The sequence below is a fragment of the Cupriavidus sp. D384 genome (assembly GCF_001652915.1).
GTDB lineage: Bacteria > Pseudomonadota > Gammaproteobacteria > Burkholderiales > Burkholderiaceae > Cupriavidus.
In genome coordinates this window covers 21,288-39,305 of sequence record NZ_BBQI01000059.1, presented here as the reverse complement: position 1 = coordinate 39,305, position 18,018 = coordinate 21,288, and the positions used below count along the sequence as shown (strand labels likewise).

Sequence of the window (18,018 nt, the reverse complement as noted above, 5' to 3'; positions counted from 1 at the left end):
TATCACGGGCCTGTCAGCCCTCCGAATGGGTGCCGTCCGGCGGGCCCTTCAGTTCAACGGTGTTGCCGTCGGGGTCCTTTACGTAGATCGACGGTCCCTCGCCTTCGGCCCCATAACGGCGTTCGACCGGACTGGTATCGACATGATGAATATTCATGTGCTTGAAAATTGCTGGGGCATCGAATGGATCGATACGCAGACAAAAGTGATCGAGGTTACGGCCTTCCGTACCCGGCCCTGCGCCGCCTGACTGGCCGATGGGGCCGTCCAGCGATACCAGGTCGATCAGGCTGCCACCGGCCCGCAACTGGGTGAGGCCGAAGGCGGGCTGTTCCTTTTCCACGGTGCAGCCCAGCACAGCGACATAGAAGCGCACCATCCGCGCAACGTCGGCGGTGCGCAACACCAGATGGTCGATGCCCCGGATCGCGAACATGGCGCTCACTCCCGTGTGTGGTTACTTGTGCAGGCCGTCGTACTCGATGACCTTGAGGCTGGCCAGGTCCACGCCGTCCAGGCAGCGCACGTTCACTGCCGCCGTGGGATTGCCCTGCGGGTCGGTGGCCTCCGAGTACGGCCCGATGCCGCAGGTGGGGCAGAACCGATGGGCGATCTTCATCGTGTTGAAGCGATAGGTCGACGCGTTCTCGTCGGGCGTTTTCAGGCGGAAGTTGGTCTTGGGCACGAACCAGAGCAGGTGGCCGCGCCGGCGGCACATCGTGCAGTTGCATTGCAGCACTTGCGTCAGCTCGCCGTCCGCTTCGAAGGCGACGCGGCCGCAGTGGCAGCTTCCCTGGTACGTGGTCATGGTGTCTCCGGTTCGTTGGCTTGCCCGCTGGCTGCCATGGGGCCACTCACTGGTCCGGGATCAGCCGCTTGCCCAGGCTTACCGCCGCATCGCGGCCATAGCCAAGGCGGTCGTAGAACGCCAGCACGGCATCGTTGGTGTCGCGCACCAGCAGGTTGATCTTCGGGCAGCCGCGCTCGATCAGCAGGGTCTCGGCATGTGCCATCAGCATACGCCCGTAGCCGTGACCCTGGAACTCCGGGTGCACGGCCAGGTAGTAGACCCAGCCGCGGTGGCCGTCGTAGCCGATCATCGCCGTCGCTACCAGCCGCCCGTCCACGTCGCCCACGCGGAACAGCTCGGGCTGGGTGGTCAGCTTGCGCGCGATGTCCTTGTGCGGGTCGTTCCACGGCCGGGTCAGGCCGCAGGCCTTCCACAGGTCGACAACGGCGGATTCATCGGTGGGGCGGTAAGGGCGGAGCTGCATGGCATGGCTGCGGGTTTGGGGAACGCACAGTGTAGCCATGGTAGTGGGCCGTGCAAATCAGGCGCGGTTTCTCCCTTCTCCCGCCAGCAGGAGAAGGGAGCACAACGGGCAACGAGCCATCAGGCCGCCTGCTGGCCCGCCTGCGGGTCGCGGAACAGCTTCAGCAGCCGGTCCCACTTGCCGCGCGCGGCCTTCAGGTTGTTGTCCTTGACGTGGCCGAAGCCGCGGATGTCGTCGGGCACATTTGCCAGTTCCACGGCGGTGCCATGGTTGGCGGCCGTCAGGCCCTTCGACAGCTCGTCCAGCAGCGCGCGGTACTCGCCGATCAGCGCGCGCTCGGTGCGGCGTTCCTCGGTCTTGCCGAAGATGTCCAGCGCACCGCCGCGCAGGCCCTTGAGCCTGGCCAGGATGCGGAACAGCGTCATCGTCGACGGACCAAAACGGCGCTTGACCAGGTTGCCCTTGTCGTCGCGCTTGGCCGTGGTTGGCGGCGCCAGCCAGAAATTCAGCTGGTAGTCGCGGCCCGGCTCGCCTTCGAACTGTGCGCGCAGCTTGTCGAGGAAGACCGGGTCGGTGTACAGGCGCGCCACCTCGTACTCGTCCTTGTACGCCATCAGCTTCGCCAGGTTGCGCGCGGCGGCCTCGGTCAGCGGCAGGGGCTTGCCGGCACCCACCAACGCGCTCTCGGCCGCGCGCACGCGGTTCACGGCTTCGCGATACTGCCCGGCGTAGGCTGCGTCCTGGTACTTGGTCAGCAGGTCCACGCGATTGGCGATCAGCTTTTCCAGCAGCGCACCGCTCGACGTCGGCAGCTTCACCACATCGGCGCCTTCGGTCTGCGTCTTGAGCTTGCCGGTCAGCGACAGCACGTGATCGGGGTCATGCGCCATATGGCGGCCCCAGTCGAACGCGGCCTTGTTCTTGTCGACCGACACGCCGTTCAGTTCGATGGCGCGCTCCAGCGCTTCGAGCGTCAGCGGGATCCAGCCCTTCTGCCATGCATAGCCCAGCACCAGCGGGTTGGTGTAGATGGTGTCGCCCAGCAGTGCCACGGCCAGCGCGCTGGCGTTGATGAAATCGCACTGCTCGCCCACGGCGTTACGGATGTCCTGCTCCGCCGACAGGCCCGGGAACTGCCACTTCGGGTCCTTGATGAACGCGGCGGTGGGCGTTTGCGCGGTGTTCACCACGGCGCGCGTGCGGCCCGACTGCGTCTTCGAGATGACTTCATCGGTGGCCGACACGATGGCATCGCAGCCGATCACGAGGTCGGCCTCGCCCATGGCGATGCGCGTTGCATGCAGGTCGTCGGGCCTGGCCGCGATCTGCACGTGCGACAGCACCGCGCCACCCTTCTGCGCCAGGCCAGCCATGTCGAGCACGGTCACGCCCTTGCTTTCCAGATGCGCGGCCATGCCCAGCAGGCCGCCGATCGTCACCACGCCGGTGCCGCCCACTCCCGTTACCAGGATGCCGTAGGCGCGCCGCATGTCCGGCAGCGCCGGCAGCGGCAGGTCGGGCAGGCCGCTCATCGACACGCCATTGGCCTTGGGCTTGCGCACCTGCGCGCCTTCCGCCGTGACAAAGCTCGGACAGAAGCCGTTCACGCACGAGAAGTCCTTGTTGCACGACGACTGGTTGATCTGGCGCTTGGTGCCCAGCTCGGTCTCCAGCGGTTCCACCGACAGGCAGTTCGACTTGACCGAGCAGTCGCCGCAGCCTTCGCAGACGGCGTCGTTGATGAACGCGCGGCGCGCCGGGTCGGGGAAGGTGCCGCGCTTGCGGCGGCGGCGCTTCTCGGTGGCGCAGGTCTGGTCGTAGATCAGGATCGTGCAGCCGGGCACTTCGCGCAGTTCGCGCTGGATCGTGTCGAGCTGTTCGCGCGGATGCACGGTCAGCCCTTCGGGCAGCTTGATCGCGCCGTTGTACTTCTCCGGCTGGTCCGTGACGATGACGATCTTCTTCGCGCCTTCGGCGGCCACCTGGTACGCGATGTCCTGCACCGACAGCTGGCCGTCCACCGGCTGGCCGCCGGTCATGGCTACGGCGTCGTTGTATAGGATCTTGTAGGTGATGTTCACCCCGGCCGCGATCGATGCGCGGATCGCCAGCAGGCCCGAGTGGAAATACGTGCCATCGCCCAGGTTGGCAAACACGTGCTGGTCGCCGGCAAACGGCGCCTGGCCGATCCATGCCACGCCTTCGCCGCCCATCTGGCTGAACGTGCTCGTGTTGCGGTCCATCCAGACCGTCATGTAGTGGCAGCCGATGCCGGCCAGCGCGCGCGAGCCCTCGGGCACGTTGGTCGACGTGTTGTGCGGGCAGCCCGAGCAGAACCAGGGCTTGCGTTCGGCGGTCACACGCGGCGTGGACAGCGCGCGTTCCTTGGCATGGATGATCGCCAGCCGCGATTCGATGCGCGCGCGGATATCGGCGGGCAGGTCGAACTTTTCCAGACGCGTGGCGATGGCCTTGGCGATGATCGCCGGCGACAGCTCGTAGTGCGCCGGCAGCAGCCAGTTGTTCTGCGGGATCGACCATTCGCCGCCCGCGTTGTCCTTTTCGTCGAACTTGCCGTAGACCTTGGGGCGCACGTCGTCGCGCCAGTTGTACAGCTCTTCCTTGAGCGCGTACTCCATGATCTGGCGCTTTTCTTCGACCACCAGGATTTCCTGCAGCCCTTCGGCAAAGGCGCGCGCGCCGTGTGCTTCCAGCGGCCAGACGCAGCCCACCTTGTACAGGCGGATGCCCAGCTGCGCGCAGGTGGCGTCGTCGAGGCCCAGGTCGGACAGCGCCTGGCGCGTGTCCAGATAGGCCTTGCCGGCGGTCATGATGCCGAAGCGCGCGTGCGGCGAATCGATCTCGATGCGGTCGATCTTGTTGGCGCGCACATAGGCCAGGCCGGCGTACCACTTGAAGTCGAGCAGCCGGGCTTCCTGTTCCAGCGGCGGATCGGGCCAGCGGATATTGAGACCGCCCTGCGGCAGGATGAAATCGTCGGGCAGCACGATCTGCACGCGGTGCGGATCGAGTTCGACCGAGGCGGACGACTCCACCACATCGGTCACGCACTTCATGGCGACCCACAGGCCCGAGTAGCGGCTCATGGCCCAGGCGTGCAAGCCGTAGTCCAGGTATTCCTGCACGTTGGACGGATAGAGCACGGGCAGGCCGCAGGCCTTGAAGATGTGCTCGGACTGGTGCGCCAGCGTGGAGGACTTGGCCGAGTGATCGTCGCCGGCCAGCACCAGTACGCCACCGTACTTGCTGGAGCCGGCGGAGTTGGCATGCTTGAAGACGTCGCCGGTGCGGTCGACGCCGGGGCCCTTGCCGTACCACATGCCGAATACGCCATCGAACTTGGCGTCCGGATACATGTTGACCTGCTGCGAGCCCCAGACCGACGTGGCGGCCAGATCCTCGTTCAGCCCGGCCTGGAATACGACGTTGTGCGCCGCCAGGTGCTTCTTGGCCTTCCAGAGCGATTGGTCGAGGGCGCCGAGCGGGGACCCGCGATAGCCGGAAATGAAGCCGGCGGTGTTCAGGCCGGCGGCACGGTCGCGTTCCTGCTGAAGCATCGGCAAGCGCACCAATGCCTGCGTGCCGCTGATGTAGATGCGGCCACGCTCCAGCGTGTACTTGTCTTCGAGGGAAACGTTTTCGAGCGCGCGGCGGATGGCGTCGCTGACCGGTGGGGTCAGGGGGGCATTCATATGTGCTCCTCTTTGGGCCCTGCTTGGGGCATGCTGTCGGGATCACCGACACATCATTTATGGGCAGCCGTTCGTGGTCTCTTGTGGAGGCGTTGAGCGGCCGTGTCTCTGCGCGGCATGGTAGCACCGGCGTGCAGGCCGCGGTACCGTGCGATGCAGCATAAAACGCGCCAGATACCCCCGTGCTTTCCCGTATACGCCTATGCTGCACGTGTACACTGCGGTGCATTCAAATGGCGCGCGTCCGTGAACGATGATGTTTGCGCGCCACACGCCGGGAACCCCGCCATGGTGCAACCCGGCCCCATCCAGAAGAACCGAACATGACCAATTCTCCCCGCCAGGGTGCCACCCTGGCCGTGCTGATCGACGCCGACAACGCGGCGCCCGCCATCGTCGAAGGCCTGCTGGCCGAAGTAGCCAAGTACGGCGTGGCCGCCGTCAAGCGCATCTATGGCGACTGGACGCGCCCGAACCTGTCGGGCTGGAAAGACCGCCTGCTGGCCCACTCGATCCAGCCGATCCAGCAGTTCCGCTACACCGTGGGCAAGAACGCCACGGACAGCGCGATGATCATCGACGCGATGGACCTGCTCTACACGGGCCGCTTCGACGGCTTCTGCATCGTGTCGAGCGATAGCGACTTCACGCGCCTGGCGTCGCGCATCCGCGAGCAGGGCCTGACCGTCTACGGCTTCGGCGAGCGCAAGACGCCCAAGCCGTTTGTGACCGCCTGCGACAAGTTCATCTACGCCGATGTGCTGCGCGGCGATGCGGACACCGATACCGAAACCGAGGCTGCACCGGCCAAGCGGCGCAGCACGCAGGAACTGCGTCAGGATTCGCGCCTGGTGCGGCTGCTGCAAAGCGCGTCGCAGGCCGTATCGGACGAGGACGGCTGGTCCACGCTGGGCGGCATCGGCAACTACATCGCCAAGCAGGCGCCCGAGTTCGACTCGCGCAACTATGGCTACGGCAAGCTGTCCGAGCTGGTCGCCGCCACCAACCTGTTCGAGGTGGAAGCGCGTAACGGTGGCAACAACAAGACACTCTGGGTACGGCTGAAGAAGCGCGGCAAGAATGAAGGCCAGCAGGGTGGTCAGCAGGGTGCCCAGGCAGGCGGTCAGGCCCAGCCAGCCAGCCAGCCGCAGCCGTCGCAGCCGCAGCCGCAGCCGCAGGCCCAGCGTCCCGCACCTGTGAAGCCGGCGCCCGCGCCGCTGCCCGCCCAGACCGTGGCGCAGCCGGTGCCGCCTGTGGAAACGCCCGCGCCGGTGGTGGACATGGACGCCATTCCCGAACCCGCGCCTGCGCTGTGGGCCGACGACGATGAAGTCGCCGGATCGGCCTCGACGCTGATCCCGGAGACCGTGGAAGCCGTCGACGAAAAACCGGCGCCGCGCGGCAAGCGCGCCCGGCGCCCCGACGTACAGCTCAGCGAGACCCCGTGGCCGATCGACCAGTCGGTATTCGCCGCGCCGGGTACGACGGTGCTGGCGGCACAGGTGACGGAGGAGGCGCCGGCTGCGGTGGCGGAAGCTGCCGATGTGGTGGAAGACGCCGCCGATATCGCGGAGGCCAGCGTGGAAACCAACGCCGAAGCCAAGGCCCCCGCCAGAAAGAAGCCCGCCGCGAAGAAGGCTGCGCCGCGCAAGCGCGCGCCCGCGAAGAAAGCGGCCAAGGCTGCGGAGTAAGCGCTATCGGGCCTGGACGCGCTGGCCCTTTCCCCGACTCCTTGCGTTTTGCGGGAGAAGGGAGAGCACCGGGGGCATTTCGCGGTTTCTGCTGGTTTGCTCCCCCTCCCGCGTGCAGGAGAGGGGGGAAAGCGCAGCGTTGAAGACCTGCAGCGCGGCCAGGCCAGCGCGAGCCGGCGCTACCGCACCAACTGGTTGATCTCGATAATCGGCATCAGCACGGCCAGCACGATCAGCAGCACCACCACACCCATTGTCAGGATCAGCAGCGGCTCCAGCAGGCTGGTCAGGAACAGCGTGCGGCGCTCCAGTTCCTGGCCTTCGCCGGTGGCCGCGCGCTCCAGCATCACCGGCAGGTTGCCCGTGGCCTCACCCGAACGGATCAGGTGCACCAGCACCGGTGGAAACTGGTTCTGCGCGGCCAGCGCGCGGGCCAGCGAGGCCCCTTCGCGCACGCGCGTGGTGGCGTCGTCGACGTTGTTCTTGAGCGCCACGTTGGTCAGCGTTTCCCCCGCCGCCTGCAGGCTGCGCAGGATCGGCACGCCGGCCGATACCAGGATAGCCAGCGTGCTGGCAAAGCGCGCGGTGTTGTAGCCGCGAATCAGCTTGCCCACCAGCGGCGCGGTCAGCAGCCAGCGATGCCACGACAGCTTGATATCGGGCTGCTTCAACAGGCTGCGGATGATCGCCGAGATCACCGCGATCACAGCCACTGCGGCCCACCACCAGTTGCGCACGAAATCGGACAGCCACAGCATGATGATCGTCAGCGTGGGCAGCTTCTGCTTGGTGTTGGCGAACACGCTGACCACCTGCGGCACCACGTACGACAGTAGGAAGATCACGATGGCAAACGCCACGAACGTGACAATGGCCGGATAGGTGAACGCCAGCCGGATCTTCGACGTCAGCTGATTGCGCGTCTCGATGTAGGTCGCCAGCCGCTCCAGCACCACGCCAAGGTGGCCCGAGTGCTCGCCTGCCGACACCAGCGCGCGATAGATGTCCGGAAAATCCTTCGGATGCTGGGAAAGCGCCACGGACAGCGAACTGCCGCCCATGACTTCGGCGCGAATGCCGGCCAGCAATTCATGCACGTACTGGCGTTCGGCCTGGTCGGCCAGCGCGCCCAGCGCTTCGTCGAGCGGCAGGCCCGACACGATCAGGCTGGCAAGCTGGCGCGTGAACAGCGCCTGTTCCTGCGTGGAAAGCCGCCGCACGAACATGGTGCTGCCGCTGCGCTGGGCCAGGCCGGCGCCAGCCAGCGGGTCGACGGTAAGCGGGGTCAGGCCGCGCGCACGCAGTTGCGCGCGCGCCTGCTTGGGACTGTCGGCCTCGATCACGCCCCGGTCGGCGCGGCCAGAGGCATCGGCGGCTTCGTAGCGATAGGCGGGCATGCTGCGGTCCCCGGCTTATTCGCGTGTCACGCGCAACACCTCTTCCAGCGAGGTGGCGCCGCTGTCGATCCAGCGCTGCGCGTCGCCGCGCATCGTGTGCATGCCCTTGGACAGCGCCACCTGCTTGATCTCCGATTCCGGCTGCTGGCGATGGATCATCGTCTGGATCTCGTGATCGACGGTCAGCAGCTCATAGACCCCCATCCGGCCCTGATAGCCCGAATGGCCGCACTTGTCGCAGCCCACCGCGTGCCACACGCGCTGCAGCGGCTTGCCCTGCGCGCGCAGGGCATCCGTCTCGGACGGCGTGACCTCGATCACTTCCTCGCGCTTGCAGTGCGGGCACAGGCGCCGTACCAGCCGCTGCGCCAGCACGCCAAGCAGCGACGACGACAGCAGGAACGGCTCGATGCCCATGTCCACCAGACGCGTGACCGCCGATGCCGAATCGTTGGTGTGCAGCGTCGCCAGCACCAGGTGGCCGGTCAGCGATGCCTGCACCGCGATCTGCGCGGTCTCCAGGTCGCGGATTTCGCCGATCATCACCACATCCGGGTCCTGGCGCAGGATGGCGCGCAGCGCCTTGCCGAACGTCATGTCGATACGCGGGTTGACCTGCGTCTGGCCGATGCCGTCGAGGTCGTACTCGATCGGATCTTCCACGGTCATGATGTTCGTGGTGTGCGAATCGAGCCGCGACAGCGCCGCGTAGAGCGTGGTGGTCTTGCCGGAGCCGGTCGGGCCCGTCACCAGCACGATGCCGTGGGGCTGGCGCACCAGGTGGTCGAAGCCGCCCAGCGTCTCGGGCGCCATGCCCAGCTTGGCCAGGTCCAGCCGGCCCGCTTCCTTGTCCAGCAGACGCAGCACCGCGCGCTCGCCGTGGCCGGTAGGCAGCGTCGACACCCGCACGTCAACCGGGCGCCCGCCCACGCGCAGCGTGATGCGGCCGTCCTGCGGCAGGCGCTTCTCCGCGATGTCCAGCTGCGCCATGATCTTGATCCGCGAGATCAGCGCGCCGTGCAGCGCCTTCTTGGGCCGCACCACGTCGCGCAGCGTGCCGTCCACCCGGAAGCGCACCACCGACGCCGATTCGAACGGCTCGATGTGGATATCCGAAGCCTGCTCGCGCGCCGCCTGGGTCAGCAGCGCGTTGATCATGCGGATGATCGGGGCATCGTCTTCGGATTCGAGCAGGTCTTCCACGGCGGGAATGTCCTGCATCAGGCGCGACAGATCGACCTCGCCCTCCACCTCGCCCACCACTTGCGCGGCCGAGCCGTCCTGGCGGTTGTAGGCGTCCGACATTGCCGCATCCAGCGCGGCCGGTTCCAGCACGCGCAGGTGCAGCGCGCCATGCACGCGTGCCACTTCGGCCAGCGCGGCCGGCGACGTCTTGCGGCTGACCCAGACTTCGAGCCCGTCCGGGCGCTGGTGCGCGATCAGCAGCGGTGCCTCGCGCGAGAACGAATACGACACGAGCCGCGCCGCCATCGGCGACGGCGGTTCCAGGGGCGTTTCGGCTCCGGTGACGGAAGGGGCGAGTGTTTCGGTAGCCATGGCGGTGATGCTCAGCTCTGCGGAGCCTGACGCTTCGCGAACGATTCGTCGTTGAACGACAGCGGCCGCGGCGTCACCGGCTGGGGTGCCTGCTGGGGCGCCTGCTGGGGCGACTGTTGCGGCACGGGCTGCGGTGTATTCGGGCCAGGCGTCTGGTCCAGCGGCAGCGGACCCTGCTGCAGGTAGCCGCCACGCGGATCCACGAACGGCGTGGTCGGCGCGTTGGCGGGCGGCAGCACCGGCGTGACCGCGTCATTCACGATCATGTTAGGCGACACGAAACCTTGCTGCTGCGTGCGCATGTAGTCGTAGCGGTCCTGCGTCAGGCGATCGGTGGCGGCGGTCGTGCGCATCACATACGGGCGCAGGAACACCAGCAGGTTGGTCTTGGCGCGGTTCTTGTTCTCGTAGCGGAACAGCGAGCCGATCCAGGGGATGTCGCCCAGCAGCGGCACCTTCTGCACGCCGTCGCCGTAGTTGTCCTCGATCAGGCCGCCCAGCACGATGATCTGGCCGTCGTCCACCAGCACGTTCGTCTCGATCGAGCGCACGTTGGTGGTCGGGCCCGAGGCATTGGCCAGCGTGCCGGCAACCACCGACGACGATTCCTGGTAGATCTGCATCTTGACCAGGCCGCCTTCGCTGATCTGCGGGCGCACGCGCAGCGTGATACCGACGTCCTTGCGGTCGAAGGTCTGGAACGGCGTCACCGTGGCGCTGCTGCCGGTCTGCGAGTACGAGCCGGTCGTGATCGGAATGTTCTGGCCGATCAGGATCTTGGCCTCTTCGTTCTCGAGGGTAATCAGGTTCGGCGTGGACAGCAGGTTCACGCTGCCGTTGGTGCCCAGTGCACGCAGCAGCGCGCCAAGGCCCAGGGCCTTGTTCACGACACCAAGGTTCAGGCCGCCCGCCGTGGGCAGCAACTGCTGGATCGCCGCCAGGCCGGCGGTCTTGCTTTCGCCGTAGAGCACACCGGCCGCGGTCAGGTTGACGATGTTCTGGCCGCCGGTGCCGAAGTTCGTGCCGGCAAAGCCGGTGACGCTGCCGCCGCTATTGACCAGGCCCTGCCACTGGATGCCGAGTTCGCTGGCCTGCGTGGAGGTGACCTCAACGATCATCGATTCGATATAGACCTGCGCGCGGCGCGCGTCCAGGTCCTCGATCACGCCGCGCAGGTTGCGGTAGACCGGCTCGCTGGCCGTGATAATCAGCGAATTGGTCGACGGATCGGCCTGGATGATGCCGCCCGTGGTGGGTTGCTGGTTCACGGCGAACGACGACGAGAACGCGTTCGACCCGCCGCCCATGCTGCCGAAGCCCGACGAACCCGAGCTGCTGCGGTTGTAACCGCTGCTGCTGCCACCGGTGTACTGGCCGCCCTGCGGCAGCGAGGTGGTCTGCGACGTGGCGCCCGCGGCGCCGCCGACGGCGCCTGCCTGTCCGCCCTGCGTCGAACTCGTAAAACTGCTATCCGCCGCGACAATGGCGCGCAGCGTGGCCGCCAGCTTCACCGCATCGGCGTTCTTGAGCGGCACCACCCAGATATTGCCGGGGCGCGCGTAGGGCTGGTCGATCTTCTCGATCAGCTGGCGCGCCTGCTGCACGCGGGCGCGGCTGGTGGCGCGGATCATCAGCGAATTGCTACGCGGCTCGGCCACCACGGTCGTGCGCAGCGACGCATCGCCGCCCGCCGCGCCGCCACCGGCGCCACCGGCCGCCGACGGGTCGAGCAGCTTTTGCAAGACCAGCGCCGCATCGCTCGCCACGGCATTCTTGAGCGGGATCAGTTCGACTTCGCCCGATGCCGGCGCATCGACGGCCGCGATGATGCGGGCCAGGCGGCGCAGGTTGTCGGCGTAGTCCGTGATCACCAGCGTGTTATTGGCCGGATAGGCGGTGATGGTGTTGTTGGGCGCAATCATCGGCCGCAGCACCGGCACGAGGTTATTGGCCGACTCGTAGTTCAGCCGGAACACCTGCGTCACCACCTGGTCGCCCCGGCCCGCCCCGGCGCCGATCACGGTCGGCGAGCCCTGCAGCTTGGCATCGGCTTCCGGCACCACCTTCGTGAAGCCGTTGGACTCCACCATCGCGTAGCCCTGCATGCGCAGCACCGAGCCCAGCGTTTCCAGGGCCTGGGCGCGCGATACCGGCTGCTCGGTCACCAGGTTCACGGTGCCCTTCACGCGCGGATCGATCACGAAATTCTTGCCCGTGGCCTGGCCCACGGCCTTCACCACCGATTCGAGGTCGGCATTGACGAAGTTCAACACCACCTGGTCACGGTTGTTGCGCGGCGTGATGTCGTTGGGTTGCGGTACCGGCTGCTGCGGCTGGGCCCACACCATGGCGGGCGACAGCAGCGACAGGCTGCACAGCAGCGCGGTGGCGCGGGCGCAGACGGTACGAACGAGGTGGTGGTGTGCTTGCGTTGTCATCATCGGTTTCAGGCTTGAGCTTCGGCAGCTTCGGCAATCAGAAGCGCAGCCTTGTCACGTTGTTTTCTGTTCGTCCCAGCAGGCTTAACAGGCCCGCCAGCTGGGTGGCCGCCTCGGGGTCGGCGTGGGCCGTGCCTTCGAAGCGGGACTGCCGGCCGAGTGTGCCGCTGCCCTCCAGGTGCAGCGGTCCGGCCGTGGTCTTCAGTTGCAGGCGGCCGTCGGCGCCGGTCAGGTCGACCTCCGCACGATAGCTGCCCAGCGGGCGCAGGCGGCTCACCGCCGCCGACATCTGATCCAGCTGCAGGGTCAGACGTCCGAATTTCTGGTTGCCGGCAAATTTGCCCTGCAACGCCGTCCAGTCGATCCGCATCGTGCCGTCAGGCCGCAGCGTGTTGAACGGTGCGCCAATGCCTTCCAGCAGCGACGCCGGCAGGCGGATGCCGCCGGACTGCACGGTCCAGCCGGCGGGCGTCACCGCCACCGTCACCGGCGCGGCCATCGTCATGTCCTGTTCCAGCACGATGCGCAGCGTGCCCGTCAGCAATGGCCAGAACGCCACGTCCCAGGTCAGCCGGCCCGGCAGCACGGTCGATGTCTGGCTGCCCGCGCCAGCCGACAGCGCCAGCGTGGCGCTGCCATGCCACAGCGTGCCCGCCGCATCGGCCAGCAGCACGCGGCGGCCGCTTTCCGTGGCGATGCGCTCGGCCATCCATGTGGCCGGCAGCGACGCCATCACGGTGACCACCACCGTTGCCACGCCGAGCAGCGTCCAGCGCAGCCATTGCCAGCCGCGCGACGCACGCGCGCGGCGGCGGGGCAGGCGCAGGGCCTCCAGGCGCGCCATCAGTTGCGGCCACCGGCGCCAGGGCCTTGCAGCGTTGCCGTGACGTTGACCAGCGCCGTGGCGCCGACATAGCTGATGCGGGCGTCGGTGACTTTCAGCCGCTGCTGGGCGCGTACATCCTGCAGCCAGCTGGCCACGGCACCGAAAGCCACCTTGTCCAGCTGAACCTGCACGGCGTTGTCGCCCGTGGCCGCCAGGCGCGTGGCCTTGAGGCCGTGCTGGCCGAGGTTGTCCTGCAGCGCCTGGGTCAGCGCGTCGCCGCGCAGCGACGGTGCCGGGCTGGCCTGCAGACCGCGTGCTTCCTGCGCCAGCGTTTCCATTTCCGCCAGGTCGGCGCGCTGCGCCGGCAGGTTGCGCATCAGGCGGTCGCGGCCCGTTGCGGCCGGCTCCCACAGCACCAGATAGCCGAATACCAGCACCAGCACCACCGCGCCGCCGCCAAGGATGGCCTGTTCGCGTGGATTGCGGGCGTTCCAGAAGGTGTCGAACCGTTCGCGCCAGGCGTCGGGGACACGCGGGCGCAGCCTGCCCAGGCGGCCGGCGGGCGTACCCGTTGCAGCGGTGGCGGCGGCCGGGCGATTGGCGGATTTGCCGAATTTCATGCGCCGGCCCTGCCTTGCGCCGGGTTCTCGGCGCGCGATTCGGTCTTGATCGTCCAGCGCGAGCCGGGCGGTGTCGGGGTGCCGCCCGCGCGGACGGAGGCGTCCGGCGGTGACTTGTCTTCTTCCATCTGCAGGCCTGCTTGCCGCGTTGCATTGCGCAGCGCATTGGTATTGGTGCCCGCCTTGAGCGTCACGTAGAGCGCGCCGGCGCGATAGTCGAGCTGCAGCAGCGCGTCCGGCGGCAGGTCATGGGCGGCGCGCGCAAAGCCATCGGCCAGCGGCAGGAAATCGCTGGGCGTGCTGCGGCCGCTTGCCGTGCGCAGCTGTTCCATCTGGCGGCGCATCAGCAGCGGTGGCTCCGCCACCGGCGGCACGTTCGGGAAGGCAGTATGCAGGAGATCGATCTGGGCCGCGTCGATGCGCCGGGACTCGTTGCGCAGCATCAGCCATTGGGCGTTCATGCCGATGATCTGCACCAGTGCCAGTCCCACGACCAGGGCCACCGGCAGACGCCACGCCAGCACGTTCCAGCGGTCCATGCGGCCCTGGGCGAATTCGAACTGCGCCAGGTCGAGCTGCGGATCGCGCAGGCAGGTCTCGGCGCCACTCAGCCAGATACGCCAGTTATCGGAAATCCGCGATGCACGTGCGACCGGCCGCTGCGTACGCAGCGCGGGTACCGGAGCATGGGCCAGCGCGGCAGGGTCGCCATGCCATTCGCCGGATGGGGCCAGCGCCTGCCACGCGCCAAGGGCCTGGTCATTGAGCAGCAGTCCGTAGCCGTCGTAAGGGCCGGTGCGTACCGTCAGTTGCCAGAGACGCGCGGTGTCGGCGGCAGCGGGTGGCGGCGCGGCGGCGTCCAGCAGCGACGCCGACTGGGCCAGTGCCGAGGTCGCGGCTTCCACCACCAGCGTGGCAGGCTGGGCCGATTCATCGGTGGTGGCCGGGACTTCGGGTACGGACGGCTGCGGCGCGGGCGCCGGGGCAAGGGCGTCGGCCAGGGCCGGTTCAGGGGTCTCCGGGGCTTCAGCGGGAACCAGGGCCGGAGCGGCGGCTTCCGTCAGCGGCAGGCACATCTGGGCTGGCAGCACGCTGCGGCGGCGGTGCTTGTGTTCGGTGAACTGGTCCAGCGCGGCGCGCAGCCAGGCGCGGTCGGTGACCATCAGCAGGCGGCGGCGCGGACCACGCGCCGGGGCGGCCGGATCGAGCGCCGGCCCCAGGGCGATATGGCACGGCGCGGCGTCCGTCGCCAGCATGTCTTCCACCAGATTGGGCAGGGCCAGCCGCAGGCGGGCCGGCGGCAACGGCGGCACCATGGCTGCCGTGAGCAGCACATCGCTGGCGGCCAGGATCAGGACCAGGCGGTCTGCCGCGGGCATTTCCGCGGCCAGGGCGTGGCCTTCGCGCAACAGCTCGGGGGCCGGGGAAGGGCTGCCGGCGCGGGTTTTTTCCGCGGAGGCGCGTACCAGCGCAAAAGGCATCGCGCCAAACTGCCACGGTTGCGGCTGGTCATGCGGCCGGTGCGGCAGGCGGACGTAGAGCGTGGTACTCAAGATTTCCCTGTTATCTATGGCGAAGATGCGCTGGAGGCGCGTGGCTGGCCGGTCAGCCGCCCGTTGGCGCCCCGTGCCACGCTTCGGGACGGGCTGGGGCGGACTGGCGGGCACAATCTGTGGCCCGGCGGCAGTTGGCTGCACCGGACCCGGCTCGGCGCAGCAGCATACCTTGCCTGTGTGACTTACGCGCGTCAATAGCGGTCCGACTGATTCTGCAGAACGATGATTCCTACACGCATCCGGGCAAAAACGGCTTGCGGCGCGACCCCGTTTCAGCGTTGCTCGGGCATGGCGTCGGCGTCCCGGACCCAGATGATCCGGGTGGTATTGCCGCTACCCAGCACGTCGGCCCGGAACACCAGCGACACCTTCAGCCGGCGCGCGCGCTCGTGGCGGACCAGCCCGTAAATCAGGAAGTAGTGGGTGCGTACATCAACCGCGTCGCCGGGGGTGACGGCCTGCGGGGCGATGCTCTGCAATTGGGACGTCACGTCGCCGGTGTTGTTGAAGTAGCTGCGGTCACGCTGGCGCACCAGTTCGCGCGCCCGGTCGATTGGCAGTTTGTCTATGACGGCGGAAAGGACTTCGGCCTCGGCGGTATTGGCATTGACCTTGGTACGTTCCGGCAACACTGTGACAAAGGGTTCCATCGCCGCCACCATCGCCGGCGTATAGCCGGGCACGGCGAGCAGGTCTTCCACGCTGTCGGGCGGCCGCGGCGCGGGCTGGCCGTTGGTCGGTACCCCCCGGGCCGCGCGCAGCATATATTGGGCGGTCGGCTCGGCCAGGCCGGCGTTCATGCCGAGCGTTTGAAGCAGTCGTCTGAAGGCCAGCAGCGACGGCTGGTCGATATTCGCCACGCGGCCGGTGCCGTCGGCCTGCCAGAGATAGAGGTTGGTCAGGTTGAAGCGCGCCTGCGCGTCGAGGATGCGGCCGGAGACGAACGATGTCTCGCCGCCTTCGGCCGTGCTGACGCCGGCCCCCAGGAAGTCGGACAGCCGGGTCTCGGCCACCGGCACCGACCACGGTTCGCCCAGGTAATCCACCTGCGAGCGGCGCTGGTCGTCGCGCAGGATCAGGCGCGACCAGTCCACCGCGGCGCGTTCGATCCAGGCGGCCTGGGCCACCAGCCGCTGGTTTTCGATCGAGCGGATCTGCACCTGCTGGCGCCACAGCATGCCGGATACCACCACCACGGCCAGCGTCACCATCAGCAGGGCCGTTACCACGGCGGCGCCTTGCTGGCGGCCGGGCCGCGTGCGGAACGACAGGGGGAAGGGCACGCGCGTCATCACATCCCCGTCATGCAGATTTTCTGGAACTGGCGCGTCGCATCGCCATCGCCCATGCGCGCGAAGACGTTCAGTTCGACGGCACGCACGGCGACGGTGTTCGAGATGGTGCCGATCCCGGCCTGCGCATCGCTGGCACCGGTGGCGGCGGCCGCGGCCGCGGCCTCGGCCGCGTTGGCTATGGCGCTGCCTTGCATCAGCGCGGTGCGCACCCGGCCCGTATCGACCAGCCAGCCCACCGGTTCGACCCAGGCACGCGCCGACAGCTGGTCGGCATCGCCAAGCAACGGGCGGATCTGCAGGCCCGCGCTGCCCGGCTGGCGCAGGGCCAGCAGCGCGCTCTGCACGTCATTGCGGGAATAGGCGGCACGGCTGGCCGCGCGCACCACGGTATTGCCGTCGAGCCGGTAGGCCACCACCTGCCAGGTCGGCGGCTGGCCTTCGTCACGGCGGTCGCGCACCAGCAGCAACTGGTTGGGGCCGATTTCCACGGGGCTGGCCTGCAACTGGGCCGGCGGGGCCAGGTGTTCGCAATCGGACTGGAACTGGCCGTAGAGCACCTTCAGCGCATCGAGCCGGGCGTCGTGATCGGTCAGCCGTTCGCGGCTGCGGGTGAGGGAATCCAGCGCGCGCCAGCCGATAACGGCCATCACGGCCAGCAGCGTGATGGCGACCAGCATTTCCAGCAGCGTGAACCCGCGCTGGCCGCCGGACCGGAAGCGGCGCTCAGAGGACATTGCGGGTTTCATTGGGTACCAGCGTGACCAGCCACGCCAGCCGCACCGACTTGTTGCCGGCGGACGGATAGACCGCGACTTCCACGCGTCGGAACGACGGATTGGGGGTACCGGATACCGATTCCTCGCACCACAGCGCCACGCCGCCCTGGGGGCAGTCGTAGCCGCGTGTGCCGGGCTCGGGCCAGGTCCTGGAAAGGCGCAGCGTAGCCAGATGGTTCTCGGCGCTGAATTCGGCCAGCATGCGCTGCTGCAGCGAGGCGCTCGACTCGACCATCGAACCCATCGCCCGCATGGCGGCGGTAAGCGCCACCGCAAGAATGGTCAGCGCGACCAGCACCTCGATCAGCGTGAAGCCCCGGGCCCGGGCGCGCGGATGACGCGTCCGTGCGGTCATTGCGTCACCGTTGCCACGTAGCGGCCGCTGCCGTCGCCGGTCACGTCCACGCGGATGTCGCCGCGCGTCAGCACCAGCCGCTGGGGTTCGTCGATCAGTTCGCGTCCGAAGATCAGCCGCACCGGGCCCGTGCCAAGCTGGCGTCCACCCTGGACGATGACCGCGCCGTCCAGCGGAATGCGCCAGCGGCCCGGCGCGAAGACGTCGGTGCGCATCGGTACCCAGCCCTGCGGTGTGGATTCAAGAAAACGCCAGCCAGTGGCATCGCCTTCCCAGGCCAGCGGCCGGGCGCCCAGCTGGGCGTCTTCCTGGGCCAGTTCGAACAGGCGCGCGATGCGCTGGCCATCGTCGAGCACGCGGCCGCGATCATTGGGCGTGGCGTTGACTGCCACCAGGGAGATGACGATGCCGGCGATCACCATGACCACCAGCAGTTCAAGCAGCGTGAAGCCGTGCAGCCGGCGGCGCTGGAGTAGGGCGGCCTGGCCGCGCGGCGTCGCCGGAGTCATGAAGGGCAGGG

15 protein-coding genes are annotated in these 18,018 nt (G+C 68.0%); 1 reads left to right on the top strand and 14 read right to left on the bottom strand.

The annotated features are described in order from the left end of the window. Positions 1-13: 13 nt before the first annotated feature. From A9J21_RS14205 to A9J21_RS14190, 4 genes are all read right to left on the bottom strand, one after another. On the bottom strand, positions 14-436 hold the full coding sequence (locus A9J21_RS14205; protein ID WP_066736632.1) for a VOC family protein: 423 nt from the start codon (positions 434-436) through the stop codon (positions 14-16). 21 nt (positions 437-457) lie between these two features. Beyond that, the gene (locus tag A9J21_RS14200; protein ID WP_066736630.1) at positions 458-808 is read right to left on the bottom strand and encodes a GFA family protein; all 351 of its coding nucleotides are present in this window, start codon (positions 806-808) and stop codon (positions 458-460) included. A gap of 46 nt (positions 809-854) precedes the next feature. Continuing rightward, positions 855-1,274: a GNAT family acetyltransferase gene (locus tag A9J21_RS14195; RefSeq protein ID WP_066736628.1), complete on the bottom strand. Its 420-nt coding sequence runs from the start codon at positions 1,272-1,274 to the stop codon at positions 855-857. Between the two features lie 119 nt (positions 1,275-1,393). Continuing rightward, complete coding sequence (locus A9J21_RS14190; protein ID WP_066736627.1) at positions 1,394-4,987, bottom strand: indolepyruvate ferredoxin oxidoreductase family protein; 3,594 nt, start codon at positions 4,985-4,987, stop codon at positions 1,394-1,396. Positions 4,988-5,310: 323 nt separating this feature from the next. Here A9J21_RS14190 and A9J21_RS14185 point away from each other — a divergent pair, with 323 nt between their 5' ends. Then, positions 5,311-6,678 carry an NYN domain-containing protein gene (locus tag A9J21_RS14185; protein ID WP_066736625.1) on the top strand — a complete coding sequence of 456 codons (1,368 nt, stop codon included), beginning with the start codon at positions 5,311-5,313 and terminating at the stop codon, positions 6,676-6,678. Positions 6,679-6,857: 179 nt separating this feature from the next. On the opposite strand, the gene gspF is transcribed toward A9J21_RS14185, so the two are convergent. The 10 genes from gspF to A9J21_RS14135 form a co-directional block, all read right to left on the bottom strand. After that, positions 6,858-8,075 carry a type II secretion system inner membrane protein GspF gene (gene gspF, locus A9J21_RS14180; protein ID WP_066736623.1) on the bottom strand — a complete coding sequence of 406 codons (1,218 nt, stop codon included), beginning with the start codon at positions 8,073-8,075 and terminating at the stop codon, positions 6,858-6,860. A gap of 15 nt (positions 8,076-8,090) precedes the next feature. Then, entirely contained in the window at positions 8,091-9,566 is a 1,476-nt protein-coding gene (gene gspE / locus A9J21_RS14175; protein ID WP_404851377.1) for a type II secretion system ATPase GspE, read from the bottom strand. A gap of 77 nt (positions 9,567-9,643) precedes the next feature. Continuing rightward, the gene (gene gspD, locus A9J21_RS14170) at positions 9,644-12,070 is read right to left on the bottom strand and encodes a type II secretion system secretin GspD (protein WP_066736846.1); all 2,427 of its coding nucleotides are present in this window, start codon (positions 12,068-12,070) and stop codon (positions 9,644-9,646) included. A 37-nt stretch (positions 12,071-12,107) separates the two neighbouring features. Next, positions 12,108-12,914, bottom strand: a complete 807-nt coding sequence (locus A9J21_RS14165; RefSeq protein WP_066736619.1) for a type II secretion system protein N — start codon at positions 12,912-12,914, stop codon at positions 12,108-12,110. Further along, positions 12,914-13,516, bottom strand: a complete 603-nt coding sequence (locus A9J21_RS14160; RefSeq protein WP_066736617.1) for a type II secretion system protein M — start codon at positions 13,514-13,516, stop codon at positions 12,914-12,916. Before A9J21_RS14160 ends, A9J21_RS14165 begins: the two co-directional genes overlap by 1 nt. Beyond that, positions 13,513-15,069, bottom strand: a complete 1,557-nt coding sequence (gene gspL / locus A9J21_RS14155; protein WP_066736613.1) for a type II secretion system protein GspL — start codon at positions 15,067-15,069, stop codon at positions 13,513-13,515. Before gspL ends, A9J21_RS14160 begins: the two co-directional genes overlap by 4 nt. Positions 15,070-15,344: 275 nt before the next feature. Next, entirely contained in the window at positions 15,345-16,364 is a 1,020-nt protein-coding gene (gspK, locus tag A9J21_RS14150; protein ID WP_066736611.1) for a type II secretion system minor pseudopilin GspK, read from the bottom strand. Beyond that, positions 16,364-17,101, bottom strand: coding sequence for a type II secretion system protein J (locus A9J21_RS14145; RefSeq protein WP_066736609.1), 738 nt, complete (start codon positions 17,099-17,101; stop codon positions 16,364-16,366). The genes gspK and A9J21_RS14145 overlap by 1 nt, the downstream gene beginning before the upstream one ends. Further along, entirely contained in the window at positions 17,091-17,498 is a 408-nt protein-coding gene (gspI, locus tag A9J21_RS14140; protein WP_066736607.1) for a type II secretion system minor pseudopilin GspI, read from the bottom strand. Before gspI ends, A9J21_RS14145 begins: the two co-directional genes overlap by 11 nt. Continuing rightward, positions 17,495-18,007 carry a prepilin-type N-terminal cleavage/methylation domain-containing protein gene (locus tag A9J21_RS14135; RefSeq protein WP_066736603.1) on the bottom strand — a complete coding sequence of 171 codons (513 nt, stop codon included), beginning with the start codon at positions 18,005-18,007 and terminating at the stop codon, positions 17,495-17,497. The genes gspI and A9J21_RS14135 overlap by 4 nt, the downstream gene beginning before the upstream one ends. Positions 18,008-18,018: the final 11 nt, after the last annotated feature.

Bases quoted from the DNA above. Each gene is read 5' to 3' on its own strand.
- A9J21_RS14205 (WP_066736632.1), bottom strand. From the start codon at position 436: ATGTTCGCGATCCGGGGCATCGACCATCTGGTGTTGCGCACCGCCGAC.
- A9J21_RS14195 (WP_066736628.1), bottom strand. From the start codon at position 1,274: ATGCAGCTCCGCCCTTACCGCCCCACCGATGAATCCGCCGTTGTCGAC.
- A9J21_RS14135 (WP_066736603.1), bottom strand. From the start codon at position 18,007: ATGACTCCGGCGACGCCGCGCGGCCAGGCCGCCCTACTCCAGCGCCGC.
- A9J21_RS14185 (WP_066736625.1), top strand. From the start codon at position 5,311: ATGACCAATTCTCCCCGCCAGGGTGCCACCCTGGCCGTGCTGATCGAC.
- A9J21_RS14200 (WP_066736630.1), bottom strand. From the start codon at position 808: ATGACCACGTACCAGGGAAGCTGCCACTGCGGCCGCGTCGCCTTCGAA.
- gspK (WP_066736611.1), bottom strand. From the start codon at position 16,364: ATGACGCGCGTGCCCTTCCCCCTGTCGTTCCGCACGCGGCCCGGCCGC.
- gspF (WP_066736623.1), bottom strand. From the start codon at position 8,075: ATGCCCGCCTATCGCTACGAAGCCGCCGATGCCTCTGGCCGCGCCGAC.
- A9J21_RS14190 (WP_066736627.1), bottom strand. From the start codon at position 4,987: ATGAATGCCCCCCTGACCCCACCGGTCAGCGACGCCATCCGCCGCGCG.
- A9J21_RS14145 (WP_066736609.1), bottom strand. From the start codon at position 17,101: ATGTCCTCTGAGCGCCGCTTCCGGTCCGGCGGCCAGCGCGGGTTCACG.
- gspI (WP_066736607.1), bottom strand. From the start codon at position 17,498: ATGACCGCACGGACGCGTCATCCGCGCGCCCGGGCCCGGGGCTTCACG.
- gspD (WP_066736846.1), bottom strand. From the start codon at position 12,070: ATGACAACGCAAGCACACCACCACCTCGTTCGTACCGTCTGCGCCCGC.
- gspE (WP_404851377.1), bottom strand. From the start codon at position 9,566: ATGGCGGCGCGGCTCGTGTCGTATTCGTTCTCGCGCGAGGCACCGCTG.
- A9J21_RS14160 (WP_066736617.1), bottom strand. From the start codon at position 13,516: ATGAAATTCGGCAAATCCGCCAATCGCCCGGCCGCCGCCACCGCTGCA.
- A9J21_RS14165 (WP_066736619.1), bottom strand. From the start codon at position 12,914: ATGGCGCGCCTGGAGGCCCTGCGCCTGCCCCGCCGCCGCGCGCGTGCG.